At 39.1% G+C, this 22837-nt stretch carries 28 protein-coding genes; 3 read left to right on the plus strand and 25 right to left on the minus strand.

Features of this window, described 5'->3' with window-relative positions; all coding sequences use genetic code 11:
- From L0951_RS11370 to L0951_RS11425, 13 genes are all read right to left on the minus strand, one after another.
- Nucleotides 1-235: hypothetical protein (locus L0951_RS11370; RefSeq protein WP_234111391.1), on the minus strand; the 235-nt coding region annotated here is incomplete at its 3' end.
- A 13-nt stretch (nucleotides 236-248) separates the two neighbouring features.
- Nucleotides 249-716 (minus strand): hypothetical protein, encoded by a 468-nt coding sequence (locus L0951_RS11375; RefSeq protein ID WP_234111392.1) that lies wholly within the window; start codon nucleotides 714-716, stop codon nucleotides 249-251.
- Between the two features lie 19 nt (nucleotides 717-735).
- Nucleotides 736-1041, minus strand: coding sequence for a hypothetical protein (locus L0951_RS11380; protein WP_234111393.1), 306 nt, complete (start codon nucleotides 1039-1041; stop codon nucleotides 736-738).
- 3 nt (nucleotides 1042-1044) lie between these two features.
- Entirely contained in the window at nucleotides 1045-1740 is a 696-nt protein-coding gene (locus L0951_RS11385; protein WP_234111394.1) for a DUF3164 family protein, read from the minus strand.
- An 18-nt stretch (nucleotides 1741-1758) separates the two neighbouring features.
- A complete protein-coding gene (locus L0951_RS11390; RefSeq protein WP_234111395.1) occupies nucleotides 1759-2004 on the minus strand; it encodes a hypothetical protein in 246 nt (81 codons plus the stop codon).
- A 3-nt stretch (nucleotides 2005-2007) separates the two neighbouring features.
- On the minus strand, nucleotides 2008-2229 hold the full coding sequence (locus L0951_RS11395; protein ID WP_234111396.1) for a hypothetical protein: 222 nt from the start codon (nucleotides 2227-2229) through the stop codon (nucleotides 2008-2010).
- A 6-nt stretch (nucleotides 2230-2235) separates the two neighbouring features.
- Nucleotides 2236-2865 (minus strand): hypothetical protein, encoded by a 630-nt coding sequence (locus tag L0951_RS11400; protein WP_234111397.1) that lies wholly within the window; start codon nucleotides 2863-2865, stop codon nucleotides 2236-2238.
- A 1-nt stretch (nucleotide 2866) separates the two neighbouring features.
- The gene (locus L0951_RS11405; protein WP_234111398.1) at nucleotides 2867-3304 is read right to left on the minus strand and encodes a hypothetical protein; all 438 of its coding nucleotides are present in this window, start codon (nucleotides 3302-3304) and stop codon (nucleotides 2867-2869) included.
- Complete coding sequence (locus L0951_RS11410) at nucleotides 3301-4161, minus strand: ATP-binding protein (RefSeq protein ID WP_234111399.1); 861 nt, start codon at nucleotides 4159-4161, stop codon at nucleotides 3301-3303. The genes L0951_RS11405 and L0951_RS11410 overlap by 4 nt, the downstream gene beginning before the upstream one ends.
- Before the next feature lie 2 nt (nucleotides 4162-4163).
- Nucleotides 4164-6188: a transposase family protein gene (locus tag L0951_RS11415; RefSeq protein ID WP_234111400.1), complete on the minus strand. Its 2025-nt coding sequence runs from the start codon at nucleotides 6186-6188 to the stop codon at nucleotides 4164-4166.
- A gap of 75 nt (nucleotides 6189-6263) precedes the next feature.
- Nucleotides 6264-6515, minus strand: coding sequence for a hypothetical protein (locus tag L0951_RS11420; RefSeq protein ID WP_234111401.1), 252 nt, complete (start codon nucleotides 6513-6515; stop codon nucleotides 6264-6266).
- A 10-nt stretch (nucleotides 6516-6525) separates the two neighbouring features.
- Nucleotides 6526-6651: a hypothetical protein gene (locus tag L0951_RS13725; RefSeq protein WP_262908498.1), complete on the minus strand. Its 126-nt coding sequence runs from the start codon at nucleotides 6649-6651 to the stop codon at nucleotides 6526-6528.
- A 1-nt stretch (nucleotide 6652) separates the two neighbouring features.
- Nucleotides 6653-6931 carry a hypothetical protein gene (locus L0951_RS11425; RefSeq protein WP_234111402.1) on the minus strand — a complete coding sequence of 93 codons (279 nt, stop codon included), beginning with the start codon at nucleotides 6929-6931 and terminating at the stop codon, nucleotides 6653-6655.
- A gap of 95 nt (nucleotides 6932-7026) precedes the next feature.
- Between L0951_RS11425 and L0951_RS11430 the strand changes: the two genes are divergently transcribed.
- Complete coding sequence (locus L0951_RS11430; RefSeq protein ID WP_234111403.1) at nucleotides 7027-7737, plus strand: helix-turn-helix transcriptional regulator; 711 nt, start codon at nucleotides 7027-7029, stop codon at nucleotides 7735-7737.
- A 933-nt stretch (nucleotides 7738-8670) separates the two neighbouring features.
- Nucleotides 8671-10425, plus strand: a complete 1755-nt coding sequence (gene aspS / locus L0951_RS11435) for an aspartate--tRNA ligase (RefSeq protein ID WP_234111404.1) — start codon at nucleotides 8671-8673, stop codon at nucleotides 10423-10425.
- A 142-nt stretch (nucleotides 10426-10567) separates the two neighbouring features.
- Here the strand turns inward: aspS and L0951_RS11440 are convergent, their stop codons facing one another.
- The 6 genes from L0951_RS11440 to eno all read right to left on the minus strand — a co-directional run bounded on the left by L0951_RS11440 (nucleotide 10568) and on the right by eno (nucleotide 18726).
- Entirely contained in the window at nucleotides 10568-11269 is a 702-nt protein-coding gene (locus tag L0951_RS11440; RefSeq protein ID WP_234111405.1) for a hypothetical protein, read from the minus strand.
- Nucleotides 11270-11715: 446 nt separating this feature from the next.
- Nucleotides 11716-12480 carry an enoyl-CoA hydratase/isomerase family protein gene (locus L0951_RS11445; RefSeq protein ID WP_234111406.1) on the minus strand — a complete coding sequence of 255 codons (765 nt, stop codon included), beginning with the start codon at nucleotides 12478-12480 and terminating at the stop codon, nucleotides 11716-11718.
- Between the two features lie 81 nt (nucleotides 12481-12561).
- Entirely contained in the window at nucleotides 12562-13251 is a 690-nt protein-coding gene (locus tag L0951_RS11450; protein WP_234111407.1) for an SMUG2 DNA glycosylase family protein, read from the minus strand.
- 47 nt (nucleotides 13252-13298) lie between these two features.
- On the minus strand, nucleotides 13299-15791 hold the full coding sequence (paaZ, locus tag L0951_RS11455; RefSeq protein ID WP_234111408.1) for a phenylacetic acid degradation bifunctional protein PaaZ: 2493 nt from the start codon (nucleotides 15789-15791) through the stop codon (nucleotides 13299-13301).
- Between the two features lie 271 nt (nucleotides 15792-16062).
- A complete protein-coding gene (locus L0951_RS11460) occupies nucleotides 16063-17349 on the minus strand; it encodes a citrate synthase (protein ID WP_234111409.1) in 1287 nt (428 codons plus the stop codon).
- 81 nt (nucleotides 17350-17430) lie between these two features.
- Entirely contained in the window at nucleotides 17431-18726 is a 1296-nt protein-coding gene (eno, locus tag L0951_RS11465; protein WP_234111410.1) for a phosphopyruvate hydratase, read from the minus strand.
- Nucleotides 18727-18982: 256 nt separating this feature from the next.
- Here eno and L0951_RS11470 point away from each other — a divergent pair, with 256 nt between their 5' ends.
- A complete protein-coding gene (locus L0951_RS11470; RefSeq protein ID WP_234111411.1) occupies nucleotides 18983-19420 on the plus strand; it encodes a hypothetical protein in 438 nt (145 codons plus the stop codon).
- A 202-nt stretch (nucleotides 19421-19622) separates the two neighbouring features.
- On the opposite strand, the gene rplQ is transcribed toward L0951_RS11470, so the two are convergent.
- The 6 genes from rplQ to rpmJ all read right to left on the minus strand — a co-directional run bounded on the left by rplQ (nucleotide 19623) and on the right by rpmJ (nucleotide 22810).
- Entirely contained in the window at nucleotides 19623-20177 is a 555-nt protein-coding gene (gene rplQ, locus L0951_RS11475) for a 50S ribosomal protein L17 (RefSeq protein ID WP_234111412.1), read from the minus strand.
- A gap of 6 nt (nucleotides 20178-20183) precedes the next feature.
- Nucleotides 20184-21179 (minus strand): DNA-directed RNA polymerase subunit alpha, encoded by a 996-nt coding sequence (locus L0951_RS11480; protein WP_234111413.1) that lies wholly within the window; start codon nucleotides 21177-21179, stop codon nucleotides 20184-20186.
- A 34-nt stretch (nucleotides 21180-21213) separates the two neighbouring features.
- On the minus strand, nucleotides 21214-21822 hold the full coding sequence (rpsD, locus tag L0951_RS11485) for a 30S ribosomal protein S4 (RefSeq protein WP_234111414.1): 609 nt from the start codon (nucleotides 21820-21822) through the stop codon (nucleotides 21214-21216).
- A 79-nt stretch (nucleotides 21823-21901) separates the two neighbouring features.
- Entirely contained in the window at nucleotides 21902-22291 is a 390-nt protein-coding gene (gene rpsK, locus L0951_RS11490) for a 30S ribosomal protein S11 (protein WP_048499069.1), read from the minus strand.
- A 15-nt stretch (nucleotides 22292-22306) separates the two neighbouring features.
- Complete coding sequence (gene rpsM / locus L0951_RS11495; protein WP_048499070.1) at nucleotides 22307-22684, minus strand: 30S ribosomal protein S13; 378 nt, start codon at nucleotides 22682-22684, stop codon at nucleotides 22307-22309.
- Nucleotides 22685-22693: 9 nt separating this feature from the next.
- A complete protein-coding gene (gene rpmJ / locus L0951_RS11500; protein ID WP_007839480.1) occupies nucleotides 22694-22810 on the minus strand; it encodes a 50S ribosomal protein L36 in 117 nt (38 codons plus the stop codon).
- Nucleotides 22811-22837 lie beyond the last annotated feature (27 nt).

The following is a 22837-nucleotide window of genomic DNA, read 5'->3' on the forward strand; positions in this document are numbered from 1 at the left end:
ACGAAAAACCGACACCCGACGAAGAACCCATGTTCCACCAGTTTTCATATTTTATTTGGGAATAATCTGTATAATCGGGGTTCCAAGTTGGATTTACTGCGTCGTGACCAACGCATAACTTTATGAATGCTTTTGCAGCTTCAACATGGCGTTCCGGACATCCAGTGATTTCGATTTTGTTGATGTCCAATCCTTCTTTTTCGAAGGCTTCTTTAATACTTGGTAATTTTTTCATATCTATTTTAATTTTAAATTGTCATAAAGTCTTTAAATATTGATGTAAACTGAGTTCCCGCATATTTTGCCAAACCAGAATTTTTCAGGGCAAGGCGGGAACCGACAAGCGAAAGCGTATTCCAGCCATCGCAGACGGTGCACGAAAAACCGACACCCGACGAAGAACACATTTTAAACCAGGGAAAATATTTGTATTGGCTTGAATTTGTCCAATCCGGAACCCAGCCTTCATTTAGAGCCTTAATAATGACTACAGCCATTTGATTCTTTAAAATATGACTGGTTATTTCTGCTTTTTGAAGTTTACGTAATTCAATAACTTCTAAGTCATTTTCGCCAAGTTCTTCAACAGCATCATCGATGCTTTTAATTCTTTCGGTAACGTCTTTTGGAAGTGGTGCAAATTTTACCGTTCCGCTTTTTTCGTCGAAAGATTCTACTTTGAATCCTGCGGGAATTTCAATTTTTAATGTGTTCATTGTAAAAATTATTAATTGTTTAATCTTTAATATATTCTAATACTTCGCCAGTGCTTGTAACGCCTTCGAAAAGATGTGCATTAGTGCTGGTCACTATAACCGTCATGTGTGGATGATGATTCTCGGCGAGGTATTTTATTAAAACCTTTGCGCAATCATCAAAATCGTTAACATCGACATGGATACCCTTATAAATCGGATAAGGAACCTCCTTTTCTTCCAAATGATGGAACGAGCTCTCAGTTATTACGGTAATTATTGCGCCTATGCAGATACCTGCAAAAAGAGCTAATAATCCGACTGTTAATAAAATTATTGCTTCCATAACTTACTCGGATGGTAATAAAAATGTTAAATCCATATCCGCTGGAAGTTCTGCGCTTGTGATCGATAGCGGCAGATTCTTTTCTATTCCGGTTTTGTCGGTGTATGATGCCTCAATAAACCATTTGCTAAGCTTTGGCTTATATTCTGCCTGAATCAGCTCAACCCCTTTTTGAAAATCGGTGTGAGGGAAATCCTTATCTGCAATCTGACGAAGCTCCAATACTTTTTTGCTGTCCAAATCGCCTTTTCCGTTTCTTTGTAATAGACGGTAGATCATTGAAAGTAGTTTCTTTGAGTTTTCATCCTTTCCAAGTGACCCAATGAACTTGTGTATCATTGCAATTCCATAGGAGGCATTTTCTCCATAACCGTCAGTAATTCTGTAACCCAATCTTATGCTTTCATTACCTACTGTGATGGTGTGTGTCTGCTGATTGCTTTTAATACCGATAGTCTCGATTTTTTGTTTGAGATAGATTTCAAAATCAGAAAAAACTTTTGCTTTTGCTTTCTCTAATGTTTCTGAGGCTTCCCGAAGGATTCTCATAGATTCAGGCAGCGTTTCAGCCGCCAATTCGTCGAGAGCTTTTAGATCGGCTGCTCTCTTTTCTTTTTCTGCTTTTTCTTGCTCTCTGAGCTGTTTTTGAAGCTCTTTTTTTTGGTCTGCTGATAAAGCATTGATGTCAATTGTTGTCATATTGTTGCTAATAAATTGTTAATTTTCTTTTGTTGTTACATTTTTAATTCGGTGTTTTAGGAAACCGTAATTAATGTGTGGAGGCTTATGAATTGGACAAGGCAACCCGGGTAAAAGCATGTCCGGTGATTTAATCGGAATAAAACCGCCCTTCCAGATTGAAGATTGAAAAGGCTTCGTTTCTATAATTTCACCATTTTCGTCGCATACTATTTCTAAGAAGTCTTGACCGTTGTCTTCTAATTCTATTATTGTATTTTTCATTTTTTAAAAGGGGCTTACCCAGCTGTATTTTGTGATGTAAATTAATTTTGTTTTCATTTTTTCTTCCACATTTTCCGGTAACTTGTAATCTTTGTTATTTAACAGAGCGCTTCGGTTCTGGTGGATGAACATCCGGTCAAAGTCCGTGAGGTACTTTTCGCCGTAACTGTCGTACTGTAGAGCTACAGTGAGCTGTAGGAATCTGTCTTCGTAATTTTCTGTCATAGTTTTTTATTCTAATTTGGCGTAATAACTTGCTGCGCGTTCTGCATCGATGATATATTCTTTACCACCGCCGTATCGGCTTTCGGGATAGGCTTTAAAACCTTCAACTTTGATCTTCACATCAGCATCGAATTTTATATCTTCAGCCAGCGATCCTTTGGGATTTCCGCTTTTGTCGGCTTGAGAAATAAAAATCCATAACTTGTTTCGGAACCGCTCTCTCAACTCTTCAAAACCTTTCTTATTGAGTTTCGCATATTGTAAACTGTCAATCATGATAATTTCTGGACTGCGTTGTTTTTCGAGACGCTCGAAAATCTTTTCCATGGGCACCCGGTTGCCGAATAAAACCTTTTCTTTTACCGAACTGATCCCGGATCGCTCCACATTCATTTTGAAAGATTTCGTTTTACCCTCTTCCAAAGTGTTTATCAGAACTTTGTTCTTTACGAAACCGGTGAGATACTTTGCGAGCTGCATCATGAATGATGATTTTCCGTTGAATGATTTCCCGTAGATAATCCAAACTCCACGTGCTTCCGGTTTTCCAAATGAGGCCTCCCATTTTCCTTCGAAGTTGAAATCTTTAAACTTTGTACTTTCCAGCTCTTCTACCGAGAAAAAATCATTCGCCATATTATTTGTTTTTGTTTCTCAACTGGTAAATCGCGGTTCTTGTAACGCCGTACTCTTTGGCTAAAGAGTTGCCGGATTGCCCGCCTTTTAATTTTTCCAAAATTTCAGCAGTCTGAGTCATGCTAAGCTTTGGAGAGAATTTTTTATTTCCGCCTTTTGGACCCCACATTAAGTTTGAATAATGGTAATTATTGTGATCTTCATCGATGTGCTTAGGCATGAGCTGCGGATCTGGTGTAACACCTTTCCAACATTCTAAAACTAGCTTTGCAAGACCGATCTGTTTGTTTTTAAAGTAGAAAAACCTGTGAGCGTGCCTTTCGGAACCTTTATCTCTTACCTTTATTTTAACAGGGTTTTCATTCCATATAACCTCAGAGCCGTCCTCATTCACTTTTAAACCTTCTATTTCTGGATGATATCTATACTCTTTCATCATACTATTAATCTGTCTTTTTCGTCAATTCTTGAAGCTATTACAGCGTTGTACACTTTTCTTAGATCACCTTTTGATAACATAGATACCTTGTTCAGTAATCTTTCGTCATTCAAGCCATTTCCAACGGCTACCAATTTTACATCACTTGCAGAAGTGTCCTCCAGTTCGATAAAAGAGCCATATCGGCTTTTTATTTCCTCATATCCTTTTTTTCTTAACCTGATACCGTCATCAATTCTTTTCTTTAGAAAATGAGTGCCTAAAATGATTATAGAGCAATGTTTGAATAGCTCGTTGTACAATGTGATGAGAAATAAAAAAACATCATCGGGAACTTTATCAATTTCATCTAATATCAATTGTGGATTCTCTAAATCCTTGATTTTTCGCACTAAGTCACGCATCATATGGGAAATTTTCGGAGTGAAATCTTTAGAACCCATTTGCATCAAGATTTCCGAAAGGAAAAAACTTCTGTCCCAATACTGTCCACATTCTACCCGAAAAACATTTTTATTTTCAGAGGCGAATTTTTTAGTAGCCTCAGACTTTCCAGCACCTGCATTGCCAATAAAACTTAAAACCAAATGATTGGTCTTAGCATCATCAATTCTTGTCAGTATTGTTTTAGAATTCGTGGTGTCAACAAATTGCCATTCCTTAGAATTGTGCCCAACTTGTGCACCTACTCTTCGAAACATATCATCCGAGTATGGTTCCCAGTTGCCACTCAATAAATGTGAAACAACAGCAGTGGAAACACCTTTCAAAGATGCAGATGCTTTGTTTTGACTTCCTTTTTGTTCAACGTAGTTTCTTAGGAGTTCTACGATTGCAATTTTTTCCTTTTGATTCATATCTAATTACTTATTATTTGTTCGAATAGTGATTTTTTGTTTGTCTGTATTTGCTCCTCTTTAGTTCCGTATGCAAGCATTTTCGCATCAAGTTCCCAGTTGTCAACAATCATTGCATTTTGCTCATCAACGAGGGATTCTCGTGTAATTCCGGTGCGTTCTGCAATCTCCTGGTACCTTGTCCAGTCGCGCATCATTTCGCGGTCTCTAACCGCCAAATCTTTCAGCATTTGTGCCTTACTGTCTTCAGTAGAGAATTTCATCATTTGGCTGTGTTCCCGTTTTTTCTGCGCGTAAGCGACAAATACTTTTTGCCCTTTTTCGTTCAGCTCATACAGTTTTATATACTGATCTAAATATTCTGGATCATAGTTGACAATCAGTTTTGTGTTCACGTATTTTTGTCTGAAATCCTCGTCGATCTGGTTATCCTTGTCATATACTTCAAAGTCGTAATCAACGCCGGAAACGGTCAGCTTCATTCCTTCACGTTTATAAAGCTTCGGTTTGGTTTCTTCCAGCCAGAACATTGAGATTTGTTCGAATGCATCAAGTTCTTGTGTATGTTCTGACTTGGCCGCGTAAACTTCGTTTCGAGATTTGTTGAACCGTGGGTGTTTCATCCCGTTCCACTCGTTGACCATTACGATGAAGTGCTTGTAAAGCTCATCTTTGGTTGGTAGTGCATCTTTGAATTCCTTAATGAAATCTACATTCACCTGTGAGCGGCTTTGCTTTGCTTTAATCGACTGTTTGTCTGAAAACCAACGCTTACCAATAACCTGCTGTTGAAAGCGGTTAAAAACCTGCTCTATAGGGTTTGATTTCCTACCGACTTTGTGGTGATAGTGTGAGTTGGCAACCTTGCTGTACAGTTCCTGCATTTTCTTGGTTCTGTGACCAGACTGCGCATCATAAGTCAGTAAATAAGGTTTTGCACAAGCATCGTTTACTGCCATCTTTAGAGCCTTGAAGTGATCAACGTGGGTTTCGGATTCTGATAAGCTCCAACCGAGTATTTTTTCTGAATAAACATCGATTACGACATCGATATTCATATCTGCACCCATCTTGTTTTTGTTATCCTTAACATGAATGGTGTCAAGCTTGGTCCCGTCGATTGCCCAATGTGCATTCGGGAATAGGGTTTCTTTGTTTTTCTTGATGGTGTGACCAAATCTGTTAATGTATGCCTCCTTTCCATCGCGTGGGCGCAACCATATCCTTTCGTTTTCGGGCTTCATAATGAAATTTTGAATTCCACTTTCTGAAAGCCGTGGAAATCCCGTAACGGGTCTATTTTTTTCGTAAGCTTCGAAAAGTTCCGGGATAGAACATTTGATGGGTAAAGAATAATAAGCAATCAACCATTCGCCAACTTCCTGTGATATCTTCAGAGAGTGATTATTACAATAGTTATTGTGAATTAAACCTTCTAAGCCTATTCTAGGATAGCGTTTGTTTGATTTTTCCAGAATGCAAGCTTCATACTTTGCACGGAGTGCTTGCGGATTTTCAGGAAGGTCAAACGGGTATCTAAATCTTAAATCATCGCTGATATTGTGAACTGATTCGGCGATATTCTGCCATAATTCAGCTTTGTTGATTTTTGGATTTGCGGACATGACTTTTGCCAAAACCTTTGTAATTGCATTGAAAATAGAAACGTTTGCCGTGTACTGTGCAACAGCATCACTATTCGCTTCTGACAGATATCTGCCGTCCTCAAGTTCGTAATTCGCAAAATACGAAGCTGCCGTTTCATCATAGGCTAGAAACTCAGAAAAATGAATCGTGCTTTTTTGCTGGTGTGGATTAATTCCTAAATCATGCTCGATGATATTTTTGAAACGTTCTGGCAGTGAACTGTAGATATATAAGGCAGGATTGCCAAGCCCACCACCATTGCGAGCCTTCTTTATTTTACCTTTACTTGCTAACTGCTTTAGGTTATTATAGGAAATGACACCCGTTTCAGATAGCCAATTAGCCTGGACGCATAAAGTATTGTTATAGTATTCAAACATAGATTTAAACGGTGTTTAAATGGTTGTTAATTTGTTCCCAACAGAGGAATCGAACCTCTGAGAAACCGTTTGGGATTATTGTAAATCTTCGAGCTGGCTTGCCAGATCTTCCAGCTCATCAACTATATTTTGAACTGTGCTACATGTATCATCCAGTTGTTCTGTTTTTTCTTGATACGATTCACCTGCTGATGACTCCAGCCATTTTTCAGATTTTTCGCATACATAGTCTTCACGTTGAGAGATTGTTTCTTCCAATTTCTCTAATTTGGTTTTTAGCTTTTCGGAAATTTTTAAAATAGCCTCCTGTTCTTGAGTAAATTTCATCTGTAAAATTTTAGTGGTTAAAATCAGTTCTAAAGTGAAAATCGAAATGCCAGTCCAATAAAATGACGTGTAAATAATATTTTATCACGTTGGAGCTGTGTTTTCTGTAAGGAATAAGTGAGATTAGTTTTTTCATTTTATGGATTTAAAAGTTTTCTGCGATTTTCAATGACAGCCTTTAAAGCGGCGACCGCTTCTGTGTGGTTTTTGGAATACACTCTCACAAAAGCTTTTTCAACAGAAAAGCGGGAGATGTTAGCAATGTTAGCGGCCAGATCCCAATCACCCCGTCTTTTCGACTTAAGTAACTCTTGAAGAGTTACCAAATATTTTTCCTCTTCTGGAGTAGAAGGATCAAAATATATTTTGGGTGCTTTTTCACATTTTACGGCTTCCCGTACTTTATTTATTTTCATTTGTCTTATTTTTGTCTTAATTACAAGACAAATATAAATAGAAAGTTTTCTATTCACCAAATAAATCATAGAAAACTTTCAAATTATTTTAATTTATGAGAAATATTGTTGCAAAACTGGAAGAGTACCTTCACTTTAAAAATATACCTGTAGCTACTGCTGAAAGGGAGGTTGGTTTATCAAATGCAAGTTTGAGTAAGCCATTTAAAGCCAAAACAACAATTAAAACTGATACTTTAGAAAAGTTTCTATCTGCATATAATGACATCAATCCTATGTGGCTTATGGACCTTTCACCCGAAATGCTTCTGAAAAGTGAAAATGGTCATGTAAATGAGCCAATGAAAGTTTATAGTGCCAAGAAGACCAAAGAGGCTATAATCGGCATTCAAGAAGTGCCTTTATATGATCTGGAAGCTACTGCCGGTCTTACCGAACTATTCGATAGTGGAAAGTCTCATAAGATTCTTGACACTATTAAGATACCTAACCTTCCCAGATGCGATGGTGCATTGCCCATAACCGGTGATAGCATGTATCCATTGTTAAAATCCGGAGATATCATTCTATTTAAACAAACCTCCGTCGAAAACATATTTTTTGGTGAAATGTACCTTCTCAGTGTGAAAATAGACCATTGGGAAGAATATGTGACAGTTAAGTATGTGCAAAAATCTGACAAAGGAGAAAATTTCGTAAAACTGGTTAGCCAAAACCAACACCATCAATCAAAAGACATTGATGTTAAGCATATTATAGCGATTGCAATGGTAAAAGCTAGTATTAGATACAACACAATGTTTTAAACGCTTGTTTTTGAGTTACTTATATTCAAAAAAGCCTTAATTTTCATCATCATTGCCCATATAACTCAATCCTTTTTAATGTAATTCACTACGATTAAACAGTGATTAACTATTGTTCTATGTACGTATTTATATTTTTTTTATAACCCCAAACATAACCCCTAATCTAACCGCACTTGATATATTTTGATTTTTGATAAGCGACGAAAATTTTGATTTAAAACGTCTTTAAAATGGTCTTAAATACTTTTTTAAACACAATAAAAAACGCCAAAAAACCTTATAATACTTATTTTTTTGGCGTTTTTTCGTTGGAGATGGTATTGTATCTTAAATTTTGGCTTTTAAAGGTGATCTTAAAGGAACCAAAATGGTACTAAATGGCAGTAAATTTTACCTTTTGTCAAATTCTTTTTTTTTACTTTTTTTGCTTCAAACAACGGCTAACACGGAGTTTTTAATAAATTTTTTCTTTTTTTTCTTTTGACATTTTGTGCTGTCTGCCCTAGGTCGGGCTTTCCATGGCTCCACTTCGTTTCGGTGCTCCGCTTCGCTCCGCACTGCTCCCTTTGGTCGCACCATTCCAATCCCTCACGCAAAGCGGTAATCCTTTCAAAAACCCGTCTAAATTGAAAAACTTTGCTTATCCAACTTCCCGCCGCCATGCAAAATCCCTGATATGAAAACGCTGACGCAAATAAGTAGAGATGGCTTCCTCGTTCGTCCTTCATTCCCAGCAATCACCAGCAAAATCAAACCGAATCAAACGATTTCATACCGTCATTGCTATTCACACCTAACCTTGTCAATCCCTAAGTTTCAAGATTGACAAGGTTAATTACCACCCAAAAATCTTATCTTTGCAAACGATTTTTAACAGCAGAAAATCAAACCATCTCAAACTAAATCAAACGATTTCAAACAAAAGCATTTATGTTCAGAACGCACACCAACGGAGAATTATCAATCAAAAATCTCAATGAAAACGTTACCCTTTCCGGCTGGGTCCAAACCATCCGGGACAAAGGTTTTATGGCTTGGATTGATTTGCGCGACCGATACGGAATTACCCAACTGGTTTTTGACGAAGACAGAACCCCAAAAGAAATCTTAGAAAACGCCAAAAAACTTGGGCGGGAATTCGTGATTCAAGTAAAAGGAAAAGTAATCGAACGCGCTTCCAAAAACCCGAAAATTCCAACCGGTGAAATTGAAATCTTGGTAGAGGATCTGAAAATTCTCAACGCATCCGAACTTCCGCCTTTCACCATCGAAGATGAAACCGACGGCGGAGAGGAGTTGAGAATGAAATACCGTTATCTGGACATCCGCAGAAATCCCGTGAAAGACAAACTGATTTTTCGCCACCAAATGGCACAGAAAGTCAGAAATTATCTTTCCGACAAAGGATTTATCGAAGTAGAAACGCCGGTCCTCATCAAATCAACACCGGAAGGGGCGAGAGATTTCGTGGTTCCGAGCAGAATGAATCCAGGACAGTTTTATGCACTTCCGCAATCACCACAAACTTTCAAACAACTATTGATGGTCGGAGGAATGGATCGCTATTTCCAAATCGTGAAATGCTTCCGTGACGAAGATTTGCGTGCAGACCGCCAACCGGAATTCACCCAGATCGATTGCGAAATGGCTTTTGTGGAACAGGAAGATGTTTTAGAGATTTTTGAAGGAATGACTGCTTCATTACTGAAAGATATTTCCGGAAAAGAGTTCGGAAAATTCCCGAGAATGACTTTCGACGAAGCGATGAAAAAATACGGAAACGACAAACCGGACATCCGTTTCGGAATGGAGTTTTGCGAACTGAACGATTTGGTGAAAGGAAAAGATTTCAAAATTTTTGACGATGCAGAATTGGTTGTTGGAATTAATGTGGAAGGTTGTGCAGATTACACAAGAAAGCAAATCGACGCATTAACTGATTGGGTAAAACGCCCACAAATTGGAGCTTCAGGAATGGTTTGGATTAAATTCCAAAATGATGGAGTTGTAACTTCTTCGGTAAACAAATTTTACCCGGAAGACGACCTGAAGAAAATCGCAGAAAAATTCGGAGCAAAACCAGGAGATTTGATGTTCATCATGAGCGGCAATTCGCACAAAGTAAGGACCCAACTTTCCGCCTTGAGAATGGAATTGGGGAATCAATTGGGGTTAAGAAAACCCGACGAATTTGCGCCACTTTGGGTCATCGATTTCCCACTTTTGGAATGGGACGAGGAAACCGGAAGATACCACGCCATGCACCACCCATTCACTTCGCCAAAACCCGAAGATTTGGAATTAATTCATTCTGAACCGGGAAAAGTTCGTGCAAATGCCTACGATTTGGTTTTAAACGGAAACGAAATTGGCGGCGGTTCTGTCCGAATTTTCGATAAAGATTTGCAAAGCAGAATGTTCGATTTATTAGGATTTTCCAAGGAAGAAGCAGAAGCGCAGTTTGGATTTTTAATGAACGCCTTCAAATACGGCGCACCACCTCATGCTGGCTTGGCTTTTGGTTTTGACAGACTGGTTGCCATTTTGGACGGAAACGAAGTCATCAGAGATTATATCGCCTTCCCGAAAAACAATTCAGGAAGAGACGTGATGATTGATGCGCCGAGTTCGATTGCGGATGCGCAGCTGGAGGAACTTTTTTTAAAAGTAGATCCTAAAGAATAAAAAATAAGCCGTATCACAACTAAATGATATGGGTTGAAAATCCTTTAAACGAAACACATTCTCGTATAGAGGTACAGGAAAAATCACAAAAAAAGCCGTCTTTCACGAATTGTGAGACGGCTTCTTTTTTTTGAAGCAATTTTTAACTTCTCATTTCTGAAACTAAGTTTTTCGTAGCGGTTTTAATAAATTCCTCCAATTCATTTTTCTCTACTCCTTCATAAGGCTGCACGCCTTGCTTTCTTAATCTTTTCATTTCTTCCTTCATATCCTGAAAAGATTTAGTGATAATACAACCATCAACACATGGGGTATAATTAAAATCATATAATCCAGCAAATTGGTTATTCTTTATCAAAACTACTTTAAATTGTACAGTAGCACCATAACGCTGAAATGGACCGCTAAGATCATCTGTTCTTTCCGAACCTTTTGAATCAATATATCTGTTTGTTTCATACAAAACACTTCTATCTAATTTTGTTAATTCAATAATTAGGTCTGTATCCGATTTTTTGTTCAAATTTTCATAATTCAAGTTATTTTCGTTGTTACCAATTATCTGGTTAAAAAGTTGACGATCACGAACTATAAAACCACTTGCCATCAACTGATTCTCTATCGCATTGTATAAATAATCATTATTCTCTTTATCAGTAACATTATTCGAAGTCTCTTTTACCCTTAAAACAACTTTGGGATTTTTTGTTTTGCTTAAAAAAACACTCAATACCTCTGTAGTCTGAACTTCATTTGGTTTTTGGGTAAACTTTATTGTTTTCGTTGTAGAGCAACTACTTAGTAAAAAACTAATTGCAATAATGAAGAAATAAGTGTTTTTCATAATATTTAATTTTGATAATTATTTTATTCAAAATTGCACTTAATCTTCAGTTCCACCTTACGGTTTTCCGTAAAAACAACTAAATAATTGCTTCTTTATCTATCTTTATGAACATCAACATTTTTAAACCTCATCATTTCCGAAATATATGTTTCTTTTTTATAACACTTTACGACAATCCATTCGCACAATAATTTAATTTTCATATTTTCACTCAAACCCGAATTCAAGAATTATGATTGTACTATTTTATCAAATTATTTTCAAAGAAATTCTTAAGTTTATTTAATAATTATGGCAACTTCGCTACCAAACTTTCTGACAACATCTTCAAAATAAAATAAATCATTTTCCATTCTCTAAACATTTCAAAATACATTGTTTTGCAACCTCGGAATTGGCGCCTAAAATAAGAACAGGTTTCAAAGGTTCCGGTATTATTTCAATTATTTCGTCCTCAATCTCTGCTTAATCATCTCAATATTTTTCTTCGCAGAATCTTCCAGAATCAAACTTGCACTCATGTGGATTCTTTCCGGCATCAGTTCAGAAAAATGTTCGGTTCCTTCCCAGGAAACCTTTTTGATTAAAGCCAAAGCATCCGAACTTCTGCCCGAAAGTTTTTGCAGGAATTCAAAAATTTCTTCATCCATTTGCTCAATCGTATGCGAAACCGAATGAAAAACATCGCGTCTCGCGCACCATTCCGAACTTCTGAAATCCGCATCGATGGACATCGCTTCATAAGCCGACTTTCCCACTTTCCTTTCCACATAAGGCCCGATCACAAATGGTCCTATTCCCAAATTCAGTTCGGTTAAAGCCATAGATGCATCGCGGGTAGCGAAACAATAATCCGCCGCACATGCGATTCCAACTCCGCCTCCTGTCGTTTTTCCCTGAACTCTTACGATGACGAGTTTTCCGCAACTCCGCATCGCATCAAGCACTTTGGCAAATCCGCCAAAAAATTTTTTCGAAGTTTCCAAATCTTCTATTTCTAAAAGTTCATCGAAACTTGCTCCGGCGCAGAAAGCTTTATCTCCCGCAGATTTCAGAAGGATTGCTTTTACCTCTGGTTTTGCGCCTTCATACAAGATAGTTACTGCAAGTTTTTGCAGAATATGTCCCGGAAGAGAATTGCTCTTCGGGGTTCCGAAAGTGATTTCGGCGATATTGTTTTTGAGTTCTGATGTTACGAATGCTTCCATAATTTTTATTTAACGCATACAGCGCAAAGATTTGTTCTAAAATTTTTTGAAAATATTTTTAAGTTCACAAAGGCACTTCGCTTATGAATGCCCGCTCAATGCCATGATATATTTATCTATATACAACTGTTTTTCCTTCGATCTGTATTGCTGAATATATCTTGGATGCTCCAAAACCGTCATCTTTTCGAAAAACTTTTCTTCGCGGTTGAGTTTCTGGAGGAATTCAGCGTTTTTCTTTCCTAATATGAAGACTTCAGAAGTATCCAGTCCCAGTTCGATGTGGTTTTTTAAACTTTTGACCATAAAACTTTTTACCGCCTCGAAAAGGTTTTTGTCGTCATAGTAATTGGCATTCAACCAGCCGTTTTTTGTTTGCCTCACAATTGCCAGAGGAAATGGCGAGTTGATATAAAATTCACTATAAAACTTCTCCGCACCACCAAACTGTTCAATCACATCATAAAGAAAAACAGAAGAAACTTCGTGGGTTCTGGCGGAATTCATTTTGATTCCGTTGTGGCTTAAAAGCCTTTTCGTATCGGTGAAAGGAACCCCGGTAACTCCTGCTCCGTGGCGGCTTGGATTAATCCCGATGATGAATTTTCTACTCCGATTATCGCAGTAGAACTTTTCGTAAAACTGCTGCATGACGACCAATGTTTCGGGATTGTCGAAAAAAGGATTTAATACTGCGAATCCTTTCGGGAGTTCACCCGAAAATTTTAGGTTCTTGTTATATGCTACAACTTTTTGGCCGAATGTTTCCATCTCTTTTTCAACACAATGCCCGGAAAAATTAACTGCGTCAAAGTATTTTAAATCAAATCAAACTGCTCAAAATGATGCGTGAAATGCTTCCTGTGGAAAAGTTCCATCATTTCCTTGTTCAGCATTCCAAAACGTGGATGAAAATGCTCGGCTTGTGGGTTTTCCCGGTAGTAAATCAGGAATTCCTTTAAGGTTTCCAGCAGCTTCTCTTTTGCTTCGGCAAGATCCTTAAATCGAAGTTGCGGCTCTTCACCTTCTTTAAGAAGTGGGTACTGCGCACCAGGTCTGATTTTCTGATCGGAATAAATCCAGTCCTGAAGCAGCACGAGCTTATCGGCAGGAATTTCAGGAAAATCAGAAGGCTCCAAAGAACCGAAACCGTTGCGCAACACCTCCTCCAAATGTTCAACCATCATCTGAGGCGACATCATTCCGAATTTTCTTTTAGAGTTTTCAGTCAAGCCGTTGAGTAAGTTTTGAATCATCTTGGTCTGCAACGGAATAAAAGGTGATTTTTTAGCAACAAGTGTTAGAATTGTGGCTATACAAACAATTTCGTCGCGCTGATTTACGACTTCGACCAACCATTTCACTACTCCGCTCGGAATATTTCTGCCTTTAACACCTTTGTTGATTTTTTCTTTCGCTGTTAAATATACCGTAATGGTATCACCTGCATAAACAGGCTTCAAGAAACTTGCATTTTCTAAACCGTAATTGGCGATAACCGGACCTTTTTTGCCGCTGACAAATAATCCTGCAGCAGCGGAAAGGATGAAATATCCGTGCGCAACCGGTTTATCGAAAATGGTTCCATTCAAAGAAGTTGCGTCGGTATGTGCGTAAAAATGATCCCATGAGACATTGGAAAAATTCACAATGTCTGCTTCGGTAACCGTTCTTCCTGCCGTTTCCAAAGAATCGCCGATTTCTACTTCCTCAAAATATTTCCTGAACGGATGTTTGTCGGAAAAATGCTGAGTCGCTCCTTGCTGATAAATTTTAGTAATCGCCGTCAAAATATCTGGTGAGCCTTGAATTGCGGTTCTTTGAAGGAAAAAATGAAGTCCGTTCAAACCGCCCATTTCTTCACCTCCGCCTGCTCTACCGGGACCGCCGTGCATCAAGGTCGGGAGCGGAGAACCGTGACCGGTGGATTCTTTGGCATTATCTCTATTTAAAACAAAAATCCTTCCGTGTGTGGAAGCCATTTTCCAGGAAGTTTCTGCCACGAATTTTTCGTCGTAGGAAATAATTGAACCAACCAAACTTCCTTTCCCCCTTTTCGCCAAAGCGGCCGCTTCTTCTGCATCCCGGTACGGCATCAAAGTAGAAACCGGTCCAAATGCCTCCACATCGTGGGAAATGTTTTTTTCGAAAGGTTTGTCATTCAGGAATAGTTTAGGGGACATGAACGCACCGCTTTCGTAATCTGCGTCGATGAGTTCCTGTTTTCCGTCATAGATCAGTTCGGTTTCGGTTTTCAGCAATTCTATTTTCTCGGAAACTTCCCTGTATTGGTCTTTTCCGGCTAAAGCGCCCATTCTGGTTTCGCGGCTCAAAGGATTTCCGATTTTTACCTGATCTAAAGATTTTATCAATGCGTTTTGAACATCGCCGATTAGGTTTTCAGGAACAATGATTCTTCTGATTGCTGTACATTTTTGTCCGGATTTTGTGGTCATTTCGTTTCGTACTTCTTTGATGAAGAGTTCGAATTCCGGTGTTCCGGGTTTTGCATCAAGTCCTAAAATCGAACAGTTCAGGGAATCCGCCTCCATATTGAAACGAACCGCATTGTTGGAAACTGACGGCATTGATTTCAGCTTTTTTCCCGTTGAAGCCGAACCGGTGAACAAAACCGAGTCGCCATCTTTCATGAATTCCAGCATATTTCCTGCGCTTCCGCAAATCAGCTGAATCGCACCTTCCGGCAGAACTCCACTTTCGATCATATCTTGGAAAACGGCGTGAGTGAGGTAACTTGTAGGTGTTGCCGGCTTGATAATACTCGGAACTCCTGCCAAAAGCGAGGTCGATAATTTTTCCAACATTCCCCATACCGGAAAGTTGTAGGCATTAATCTGAACGGAAACGCCTTCACTCGGCGTAAGAATATGCGTTCCCAGGAAAGTTCCGTTTTTTGAAATTTTCTGGGTGTCGCCATCTACCCAAAAAGGCGTGTTCGGCAACATTCTTTTGGCCAAACCGGAATAGGTGAAAAAAGTACCGAAACCTCCCTCGATGTCCACCCAGGAATCAGCGTGGGTTGCCCCGGTTTTGTAAGAGATTTCGTAATATTTTTTCTTTCTTTCAAGCAGGTAAAGTGCCACTTTTTTCAGCATTTCACCACGGTCATAGAAAGTCATTGAAGAAAGGTTTTTGTAACCAACCGTTCTTCCGTATTCGAGTGCATGTTTGAAGTTGATTCCCTCTGTATCTGCGATTGCGACTTTTTCGCCGTTTACCGAATTATATAGTTGAGTGCCGTTTCCGGATCCTTCGATCCATTCTCCGTGGAGGTAGTTCTTTAGTTTCATTGTTTTAATGTAGCAATTTGAAAAATATATTAAGGTAGCAATCTCAATTCTTTGAATTTGCAATTATCAAAGGTTCTAAGATACAGAAAATTTCAGTTTTGCTAAAATGGTGATTAGATGACGAAACCGCGCCCCGACTTGAGCGGAAATCCTTTTTTTGCTGCAGGATTGGTGCAGGCAAAAAAAGATTGGGAGCGGAAGGCGGAAATGTGCGCCCAAAAAAATCCCCTCCAAAATAATTTGAAAGGGAAGTTTTATTTAATTCAAGCTGTTATCTTGCGTTCATATCTACATAGTCACGTTTTTGTGCGCCTTGGTAAACCTGTCTTGGTCTTCCGATTGGATCGCCTTTCAAACGCATTTCTTTCCATTGGGAGATCCATCCCGGAAGCCTGCCCAATGCGAACATTACGGTGAACATTTCGGTTGGGATTCCCAGTGCGCGGTAAATGATTCCTGAATAGAAATCCACGTTTGGATACAATTTTCTGCTCACGAAATACTCATCTTCCAACGCTACTCTTTCCAGTTGCATGGCAATGTCGAGTGCTTTATCGTCAATTCCAAGCGCATTTAAGATATCGTCTGCAGCTTTTTTGATGATGGTTGCTCTCGGATCGAAGTTTTTGTAAACTCTGTGACCGAATCCCATCAAACGGAAATTGTCATCTTTGTTTTTCGCTTTTTCTACATATTTTGCCACGTTGCCGCCATCTTTTTCGATCAATTCGAGCATTTCGATTACCGCCTGGTTTGCCCCCCCATGAAGTGGTCCCCAAAGTGCGGAAATACCTGCGGAAACAGAAGCGAACAATCCAGTGTGTGCGGAACCAACCATTCTCACGGTCGATGTAGAACAGTTTTGCTCATGATCTGCGTGAAGAATCAAGAGTTTATCTAATGCTCCAACTACAACCGGATCAATCTCAAATTCTTCATTTGGACGACGGAAGCACATTCTGTAGAAGTTCTCCACATAGTTCAGTTTATTGTCGCCATGGTTGATTGGCAGACCTAATTTTTTTCTGTAAGTCCATGCGCAAAGGTGAGAGAATTTTGCGATGAGCATTTCCGCTGCATGGTCCAGATCACTTGGGGAATTGACGTCAACTGCTTTTGGATTAAAGGCAGTGAGTGCGGAAGTGAGGGAGGATAAAACCCCCATTGGATGCGCAGAACGAGGGAACACATCAATTAATCGCTTCATTTCATCGGCAATATAATTATAGTTTTTGATTCCCGCTTCGAATTTGGTGAACTGATCTTTCGTTGGTAATTCACCGTGAAGCAAAAGATACATCACCTCTGTGAAATTTGATTTATCTGCGATTTGCTCGATTGGATACCCTCTGTAATAAAGCTCACCTTGGTCACCATCGAGGTAGGTAATTTCGCTGATGGTTGCTCCGGTATTTTTATAACCCAAATCGAGTGTGATCAAACCGGTTTGGTCTCTGAGTTTGGAAATATCGATTCCTCGATCGCCGAGAGTGCTGTCTATGATAGGATATTCGTAGGAATTACCATCATAGTTCAATACAACTTTATTGTCTGACATCTTTAAATTTATTTTTATTACTAATTTATGAATATTGATAGAAAACAGCAAATGAAAAACCTGGTTTTCTATTTATTTTATCTATGGTTTTTTTACTTTAAAAGCATCTAATCCAGGGAATACTGCTGTTTCGCCCAATGCCTCTTCAATTCTTAGGAGTTGGTTGTATTTTGCCATTCTGTCTGAACGGGAAGCGGAACCGGTTTTGATCTGTCCGCAATTCATGGCAACCGCCAAATCCGCGATGGTGGAGTCTTCTGTTTCTCCCGATCTATGAGACATTACGGAAGTGTATTTGTTGTGTTGCGCCATCTGAACTGCCGCCATGGTTTCTGAAAGTGAACCGATTTGGTTGACTTTAACCAAAATTGAATTGGCAATGTCTTCTTTAATTCCTCTCGAAAGCCTTTCGACATTGGTTACAAATAAATCGTCACCAACCAACTGAACGTGGTCTCCAATTTTTTCGGTCAACATTTTCCAGCCTTCCCAATCGTCTTCATGCATTCCGTCTTCGATAGAGATAATTGGATATTTTGCAGCGAGTTCTGCCAAATAATTAACCTGTTCGCTTCTGCTGAACTGCGCAGAATCCGGAGTCTGGAATTTTCGGTAGTCGTAGATTCCGTCCTTGTAAAATTCTGATGAGGCACAATCCAGAGCGATCATCACATCATCTCCAGGTTTGTAACCCGCTTTTTCGATAGCCTGAAGCAAAGTATCTAAAGCATCTTCAGTCCCGCTGAAGGTTGGAGCGAAACCACCTTCGTCACCAACCGCAGTTGAAAGTCCGCGTGAGTGAAGGATCGATTTTAAGCTATGGAAAATTTCCGTCCCTTTTCTTAAAGCGTGAGAAAATGAATCTGCGATCACCGGCATAATCATGAATTCCTGGAAAGCGATCGGTGCATCGGAATGGGAACCGCCATTGATCACGTTCATCATTGGTACGGGAAGTGTATTCGCATTGACTCCGCCTACATATTTGTAAAGCGGCATTCTGAGTTCGGTTGCAGCTGCTTTCGCAGTAGCCAGTGAAACACCCAGGATGGCGTTGGCTCCAAGATTTCCCTTATTTTTGGTTCCATCGAGCTCGATCATGATCTGGTCTATGAAATTTTGGTCGTAAACTGGAAGTCCCACCAATTCCGGAGCGATCACTTCTCTTACATTTTCCACGGCTTTCAAAACTCCTTTTCCTAAATACTCTGCACCACCATCTCGAAGTTCTACCGCTTCATGCTCTCCGGTTGACGCTCCGGAAGGAACCGCGGCTCTTCCCATGGCTCCGTTTTCGGTAAACACATCTACTTCGATGGTTGGATTTCCTCTGGAATCCAGAATTTGTCTTGCTTCAATGTAAGAAATGTAACTCATTTTCTATAATTTGTTTAAGGTTCAATTTTGTTCAAACTGGTTCAAAAATGTTCAATCTTGGTGCAGGATGCAGGTTGCACGGTGCAAGTTTTGAACGCTGAAAAGGCGCTTGAGATTTTGCTGTACAAATTTAGTTAAAATTGAGCATTTATTAATGTTTGCGCAAATGATTTTGATAAGGTTTGCGTTAATTTTTGGTTAATTCCAAATATTAGGAAAGATATCATTAAATTTGAGAAAAGAAAAAATATAAAAAATGAAAAAATTCACTATCGCAATCGCCGCATTTTCTTTGTTTGTGACGTTCAGCTGCAAGAAATCCAGTGATGGAAATAAAAGCGTCATCGTGAAAGAAAATGTTGAAGAAAAAATCAGTAATGAAAATGGAAAAACCGACAGTAGCTACACTGCCGAAAAAACTGTTGAAAACGGCAACGCCAAATCTCAGGAAATCACAGAACGCTACGTTGCAGAGGATGGAAGTTCTGCATTAGTCACTTTTAAAAACTCCGATACGGAGCACACCATCAGTATCCGAAGTAACAACAAGACGATTGTAGCGGAACAGAAAGCTTCCGATGGCAAAGCCCACATTTACCACAACCAGGATATCGAAATAAAATCCGAAAATGACAAAGTCACCATTACCCAGGGAAATAATGTGATCGAACTGAAGAAAGCGAGAGGACAATGATAGAGTTGGGGACTTGGTGAGCATTGTTGCATTGCAAATCTCTTCGGGTAAATTTATCTGAGTGATTTTTTAAGATTCCTCCTTCATGGAAATGACAGAGGTTTAAATCTAAAACCAAACTTTATTCAGACTTCGGATTCTTAAAAACAAAAAAATCCACCCAGAAATTCTGAGTGGATTTTTATTGGGAAAACCGAAGTTTTTACTCTTCAGTTTTTTCTTCTGTAGCATCTGTTGCTTCAGCAGCCGGAAGTTCTGCCGCAGGAGCTTCTGCAACTGGTTCCTCAGCTTTTGCTTCTTCCTTTGCAGGAATGGCAGCAACAGCTTCTTTTTTAGGAGCCGCAGATCTTCTGCTTCTTCTGGTTGCTTTTTTCTCTTCAGCATTCGGGTTGTAGAGTTCATTAAAATCTACAAGTTCGATCATTGCCATATCAGCAGCGTCTCCCGGTCTGAATCCGGTTTTGATGATTCTGGTGTACCCACCATTTCTTTCTGCAATTTTCGGAGCAACTGTTCTGAATAATTCAGTAACTGCTTCTTTGCTTTGCAGGTAAGAGAAAACCGTTCTTCTGTTGTGTGTTGTATCTTCTTTCGACTTTGTAAGGAGAGGTTCAACATACACTCTCAAAGCTTTTGCTTTGGCAACAGTAGTGTTGATTCTTTTATGCTCAATAAGAGAACAAGCCATATTAGAAAGCATTGCCTTTCTGTGCGAAGCCGTTCTTCCTAAGTGATTGATTTTTTTACCGTGTCTCATTGTTTTTTATTTATCAGCGTCTAATTTATATTTAGCAACGTCGAAACCGAAGTTCAGACCTTTTGCATGCACTAATTCTTCTAATTCTGTTAAAGATTTTTTACCGAAATTTCTGAATTTCATCAAATCAGACTTGGTGTAAGAAACCAGCTCGCCCAGAGTTTCTACTTCGGCAGCTTTCAAACAGTTCAATGCTCTCACCGAAAGATCCATATCTGTCAATTTAGATTTAAGCAGCTGTCTTGTGTGAAGGGTTTCTTCATCGTATTGGATGGATGCTTTCACTGCTTCGGTTTCCAAAGTAATTCTCTCATCAGAGAACAACATGAAGTGATAGATTAATATCTTTGAAGCCTCCGTCAAAGCATTTTGAGGACTGATAGAACCATCAGTTTCAATATCCAAAACGAGTTTTTCGTAGTCTGTTTTTTGCTCTACACGATAGTTTTCAACGCTGTACTGAACTTTCTTGATCGGGGTGAAGATGGAGTCTATGGCAATGGTTCCGATTGGAGCGTTTGCAGACTTGTTTTGTTCGGATGGAACGTAACCTCTTCCTTTCTCAATTTGGAAAGACATTTCAAACTTCACGCTTTTGTTTGGAGTGCAGATCACCAAATCAGGGTTCAATACTTCGAATCCTTGAATTGATTTTCCTAAATCTCCCGCAGTCACGATTGTTTGACCGGAAATTTTAGCGGTAACCTGTTCCGCCGCTGCGTTTTCAGTTTTCGCTTTAAGTCTTAATTGTTTCAGGTTCAGAACGATTTCTGTTACGTCTTCAATTACTCCCGGAATGGTTGAAAATTCGTGCTCTACGCCTTCTATTTTAATAGATGAGATAGCATATCCTTCTAGAGAAGAAAGCAAAACTCTTCTCAAAGCATTACCGATGGTAAGTCCAAATCCTGGTTCCAATGGTCTGAATTCAAATTGTCCTTTGAAGTCATCGGAATTGAGAAGGATTACTTTATCGGGTTTAATAAATGTTAAAATTGCCATATAATTTGGGTTGAGCAAAAATTTGAAAAAATTATTATTTAGAGTAAAGTTCGACGATCAGTTGTTCTTTGATATCCTCCGGAATCTGAATTCTCTCCGGTGCAGATATGAAAGTACCTTCTTTCTTCTCATCGTTATATTGCAACCACTCATAATTAGACTTTGAAGCCAATGAATCGGCAATCACTTCAAGAGATTTTGATTTCTCTCTGATTGCCACCACATCGCCTGCTTTCAATGAATAAGAAGGAATGTTTACCAATTCTCCGTTTACTGTTACGTGTCTGTGAGAAACCAATTGTCTAGCAGCAGCTCTGGTTTTTGCGAAACCGAATCTGTATACCACATTGTCTAATCTAGATTCACATAATTGTAAAAGAACTTCACCTGTAACGCCTTTTGCTCTTTGCGCTTTTTCGTATAAGTTAGCAAATTGTCTTTCCAAAATACCGTAAGTGTATTTTGCCTTCTGCTTTTCAGTCAACTGAATTGCATACTCAGATTTTTTTGCTCCTCTTCTTTTATTCGGGCCGTGTTGTCCCGGTGGTTGGTTTTTTCTTTTTTCGAAGTCTTTGTCGTCTCCGAAGATTGCAGCACCAAATTTTCTTGCAATCTTAGTTTTTGGTCCAATATATCTTGCCATAAAATTTTTGTTTAAAAGGTTTCAAGTTTCCGGTACAAAGTTCCTTGCAGAACATGGAACGCGAAACTCGGAACTAAGATTACACTCTTCTTCTTTTTGGTGGTCTGCATCCGTTGTGCGGCATAGGAGTCACATCAACGATTTCACTTACTTCAATTCCTGAATTGTGGATGGTTCTGATGGCAGATTCTCTACCTGCACCGGGACCTTTCACAAACACCTTTACTCTTCTGAGTCCTGCTTCATGAGCTACTTGAGAGCAATTTTCTGCAGCCATCTGAGCTGCGAATGGAGTATTCTTCTTCGACCCTCTGAATCCCATTTTACCGGCAGATGCCCAAGAGATTACTTCTCCGTTTTTATTTGTCAAAGAAATGATAATATTGTTGAATGATGCCTGGATATGTGCTTCTCCGATCGCTTCAACTTTTACTTTTCTTTTTTTTACGACTTTAGTCTGTTTTGCCATAATTAATTCTAAAGATTATTTACTTGCTTTTTTCTTGTTAGCAACAGTTTTTCTTCTTCCTTTTCGGGTTCTAGAATTGTTTTTAGTTCTTTGGCCTCTTAAAGGTAATCCCAGTCTGTGACGTATTCCTCGTTGGCAACCGATGTCCATCAATCGTTTGATGTTCAACTGTACTTCAGAACGCAGCTCACCTTCTACTTTGATGTTGTCGGTGATGTAGTTTCTGATTAATGCCAATTCATCGTCATTCCATTCGTTGACTTTCTTGTCTTCGCTGATTCCAGCGTTCTTCAAAATTTGAGCAGCGGTACTTCTTCCGATTCCGTAGATGTAAGTAAGCCCGATAACGCCCCTTTTGTTTTTTGGTAAATCAATACCTGAAATTCTCGCCATAATTTAATTTTAGCCTTGTCTTTGTTTAAATTTTGGGTTCTTTTTGTTGATTACAAAGAGTACGCCTTTTCTACGGACGATTTTGCAATCAGCACTTCTTTTTTTGATAGATGCTCTAACTTTCATTGTTTCTAATTTTCGCAATCGGCTTTT

The sequence above is a fragment of the Chryseobacterium sp. R2A-55 genome (assembly GCF_021401085.1).
Lineage (GTDB): Bacteria > Bacteroidota > Bacteroidia > Flavobacteriales > Weeksellaceae > Kaistella.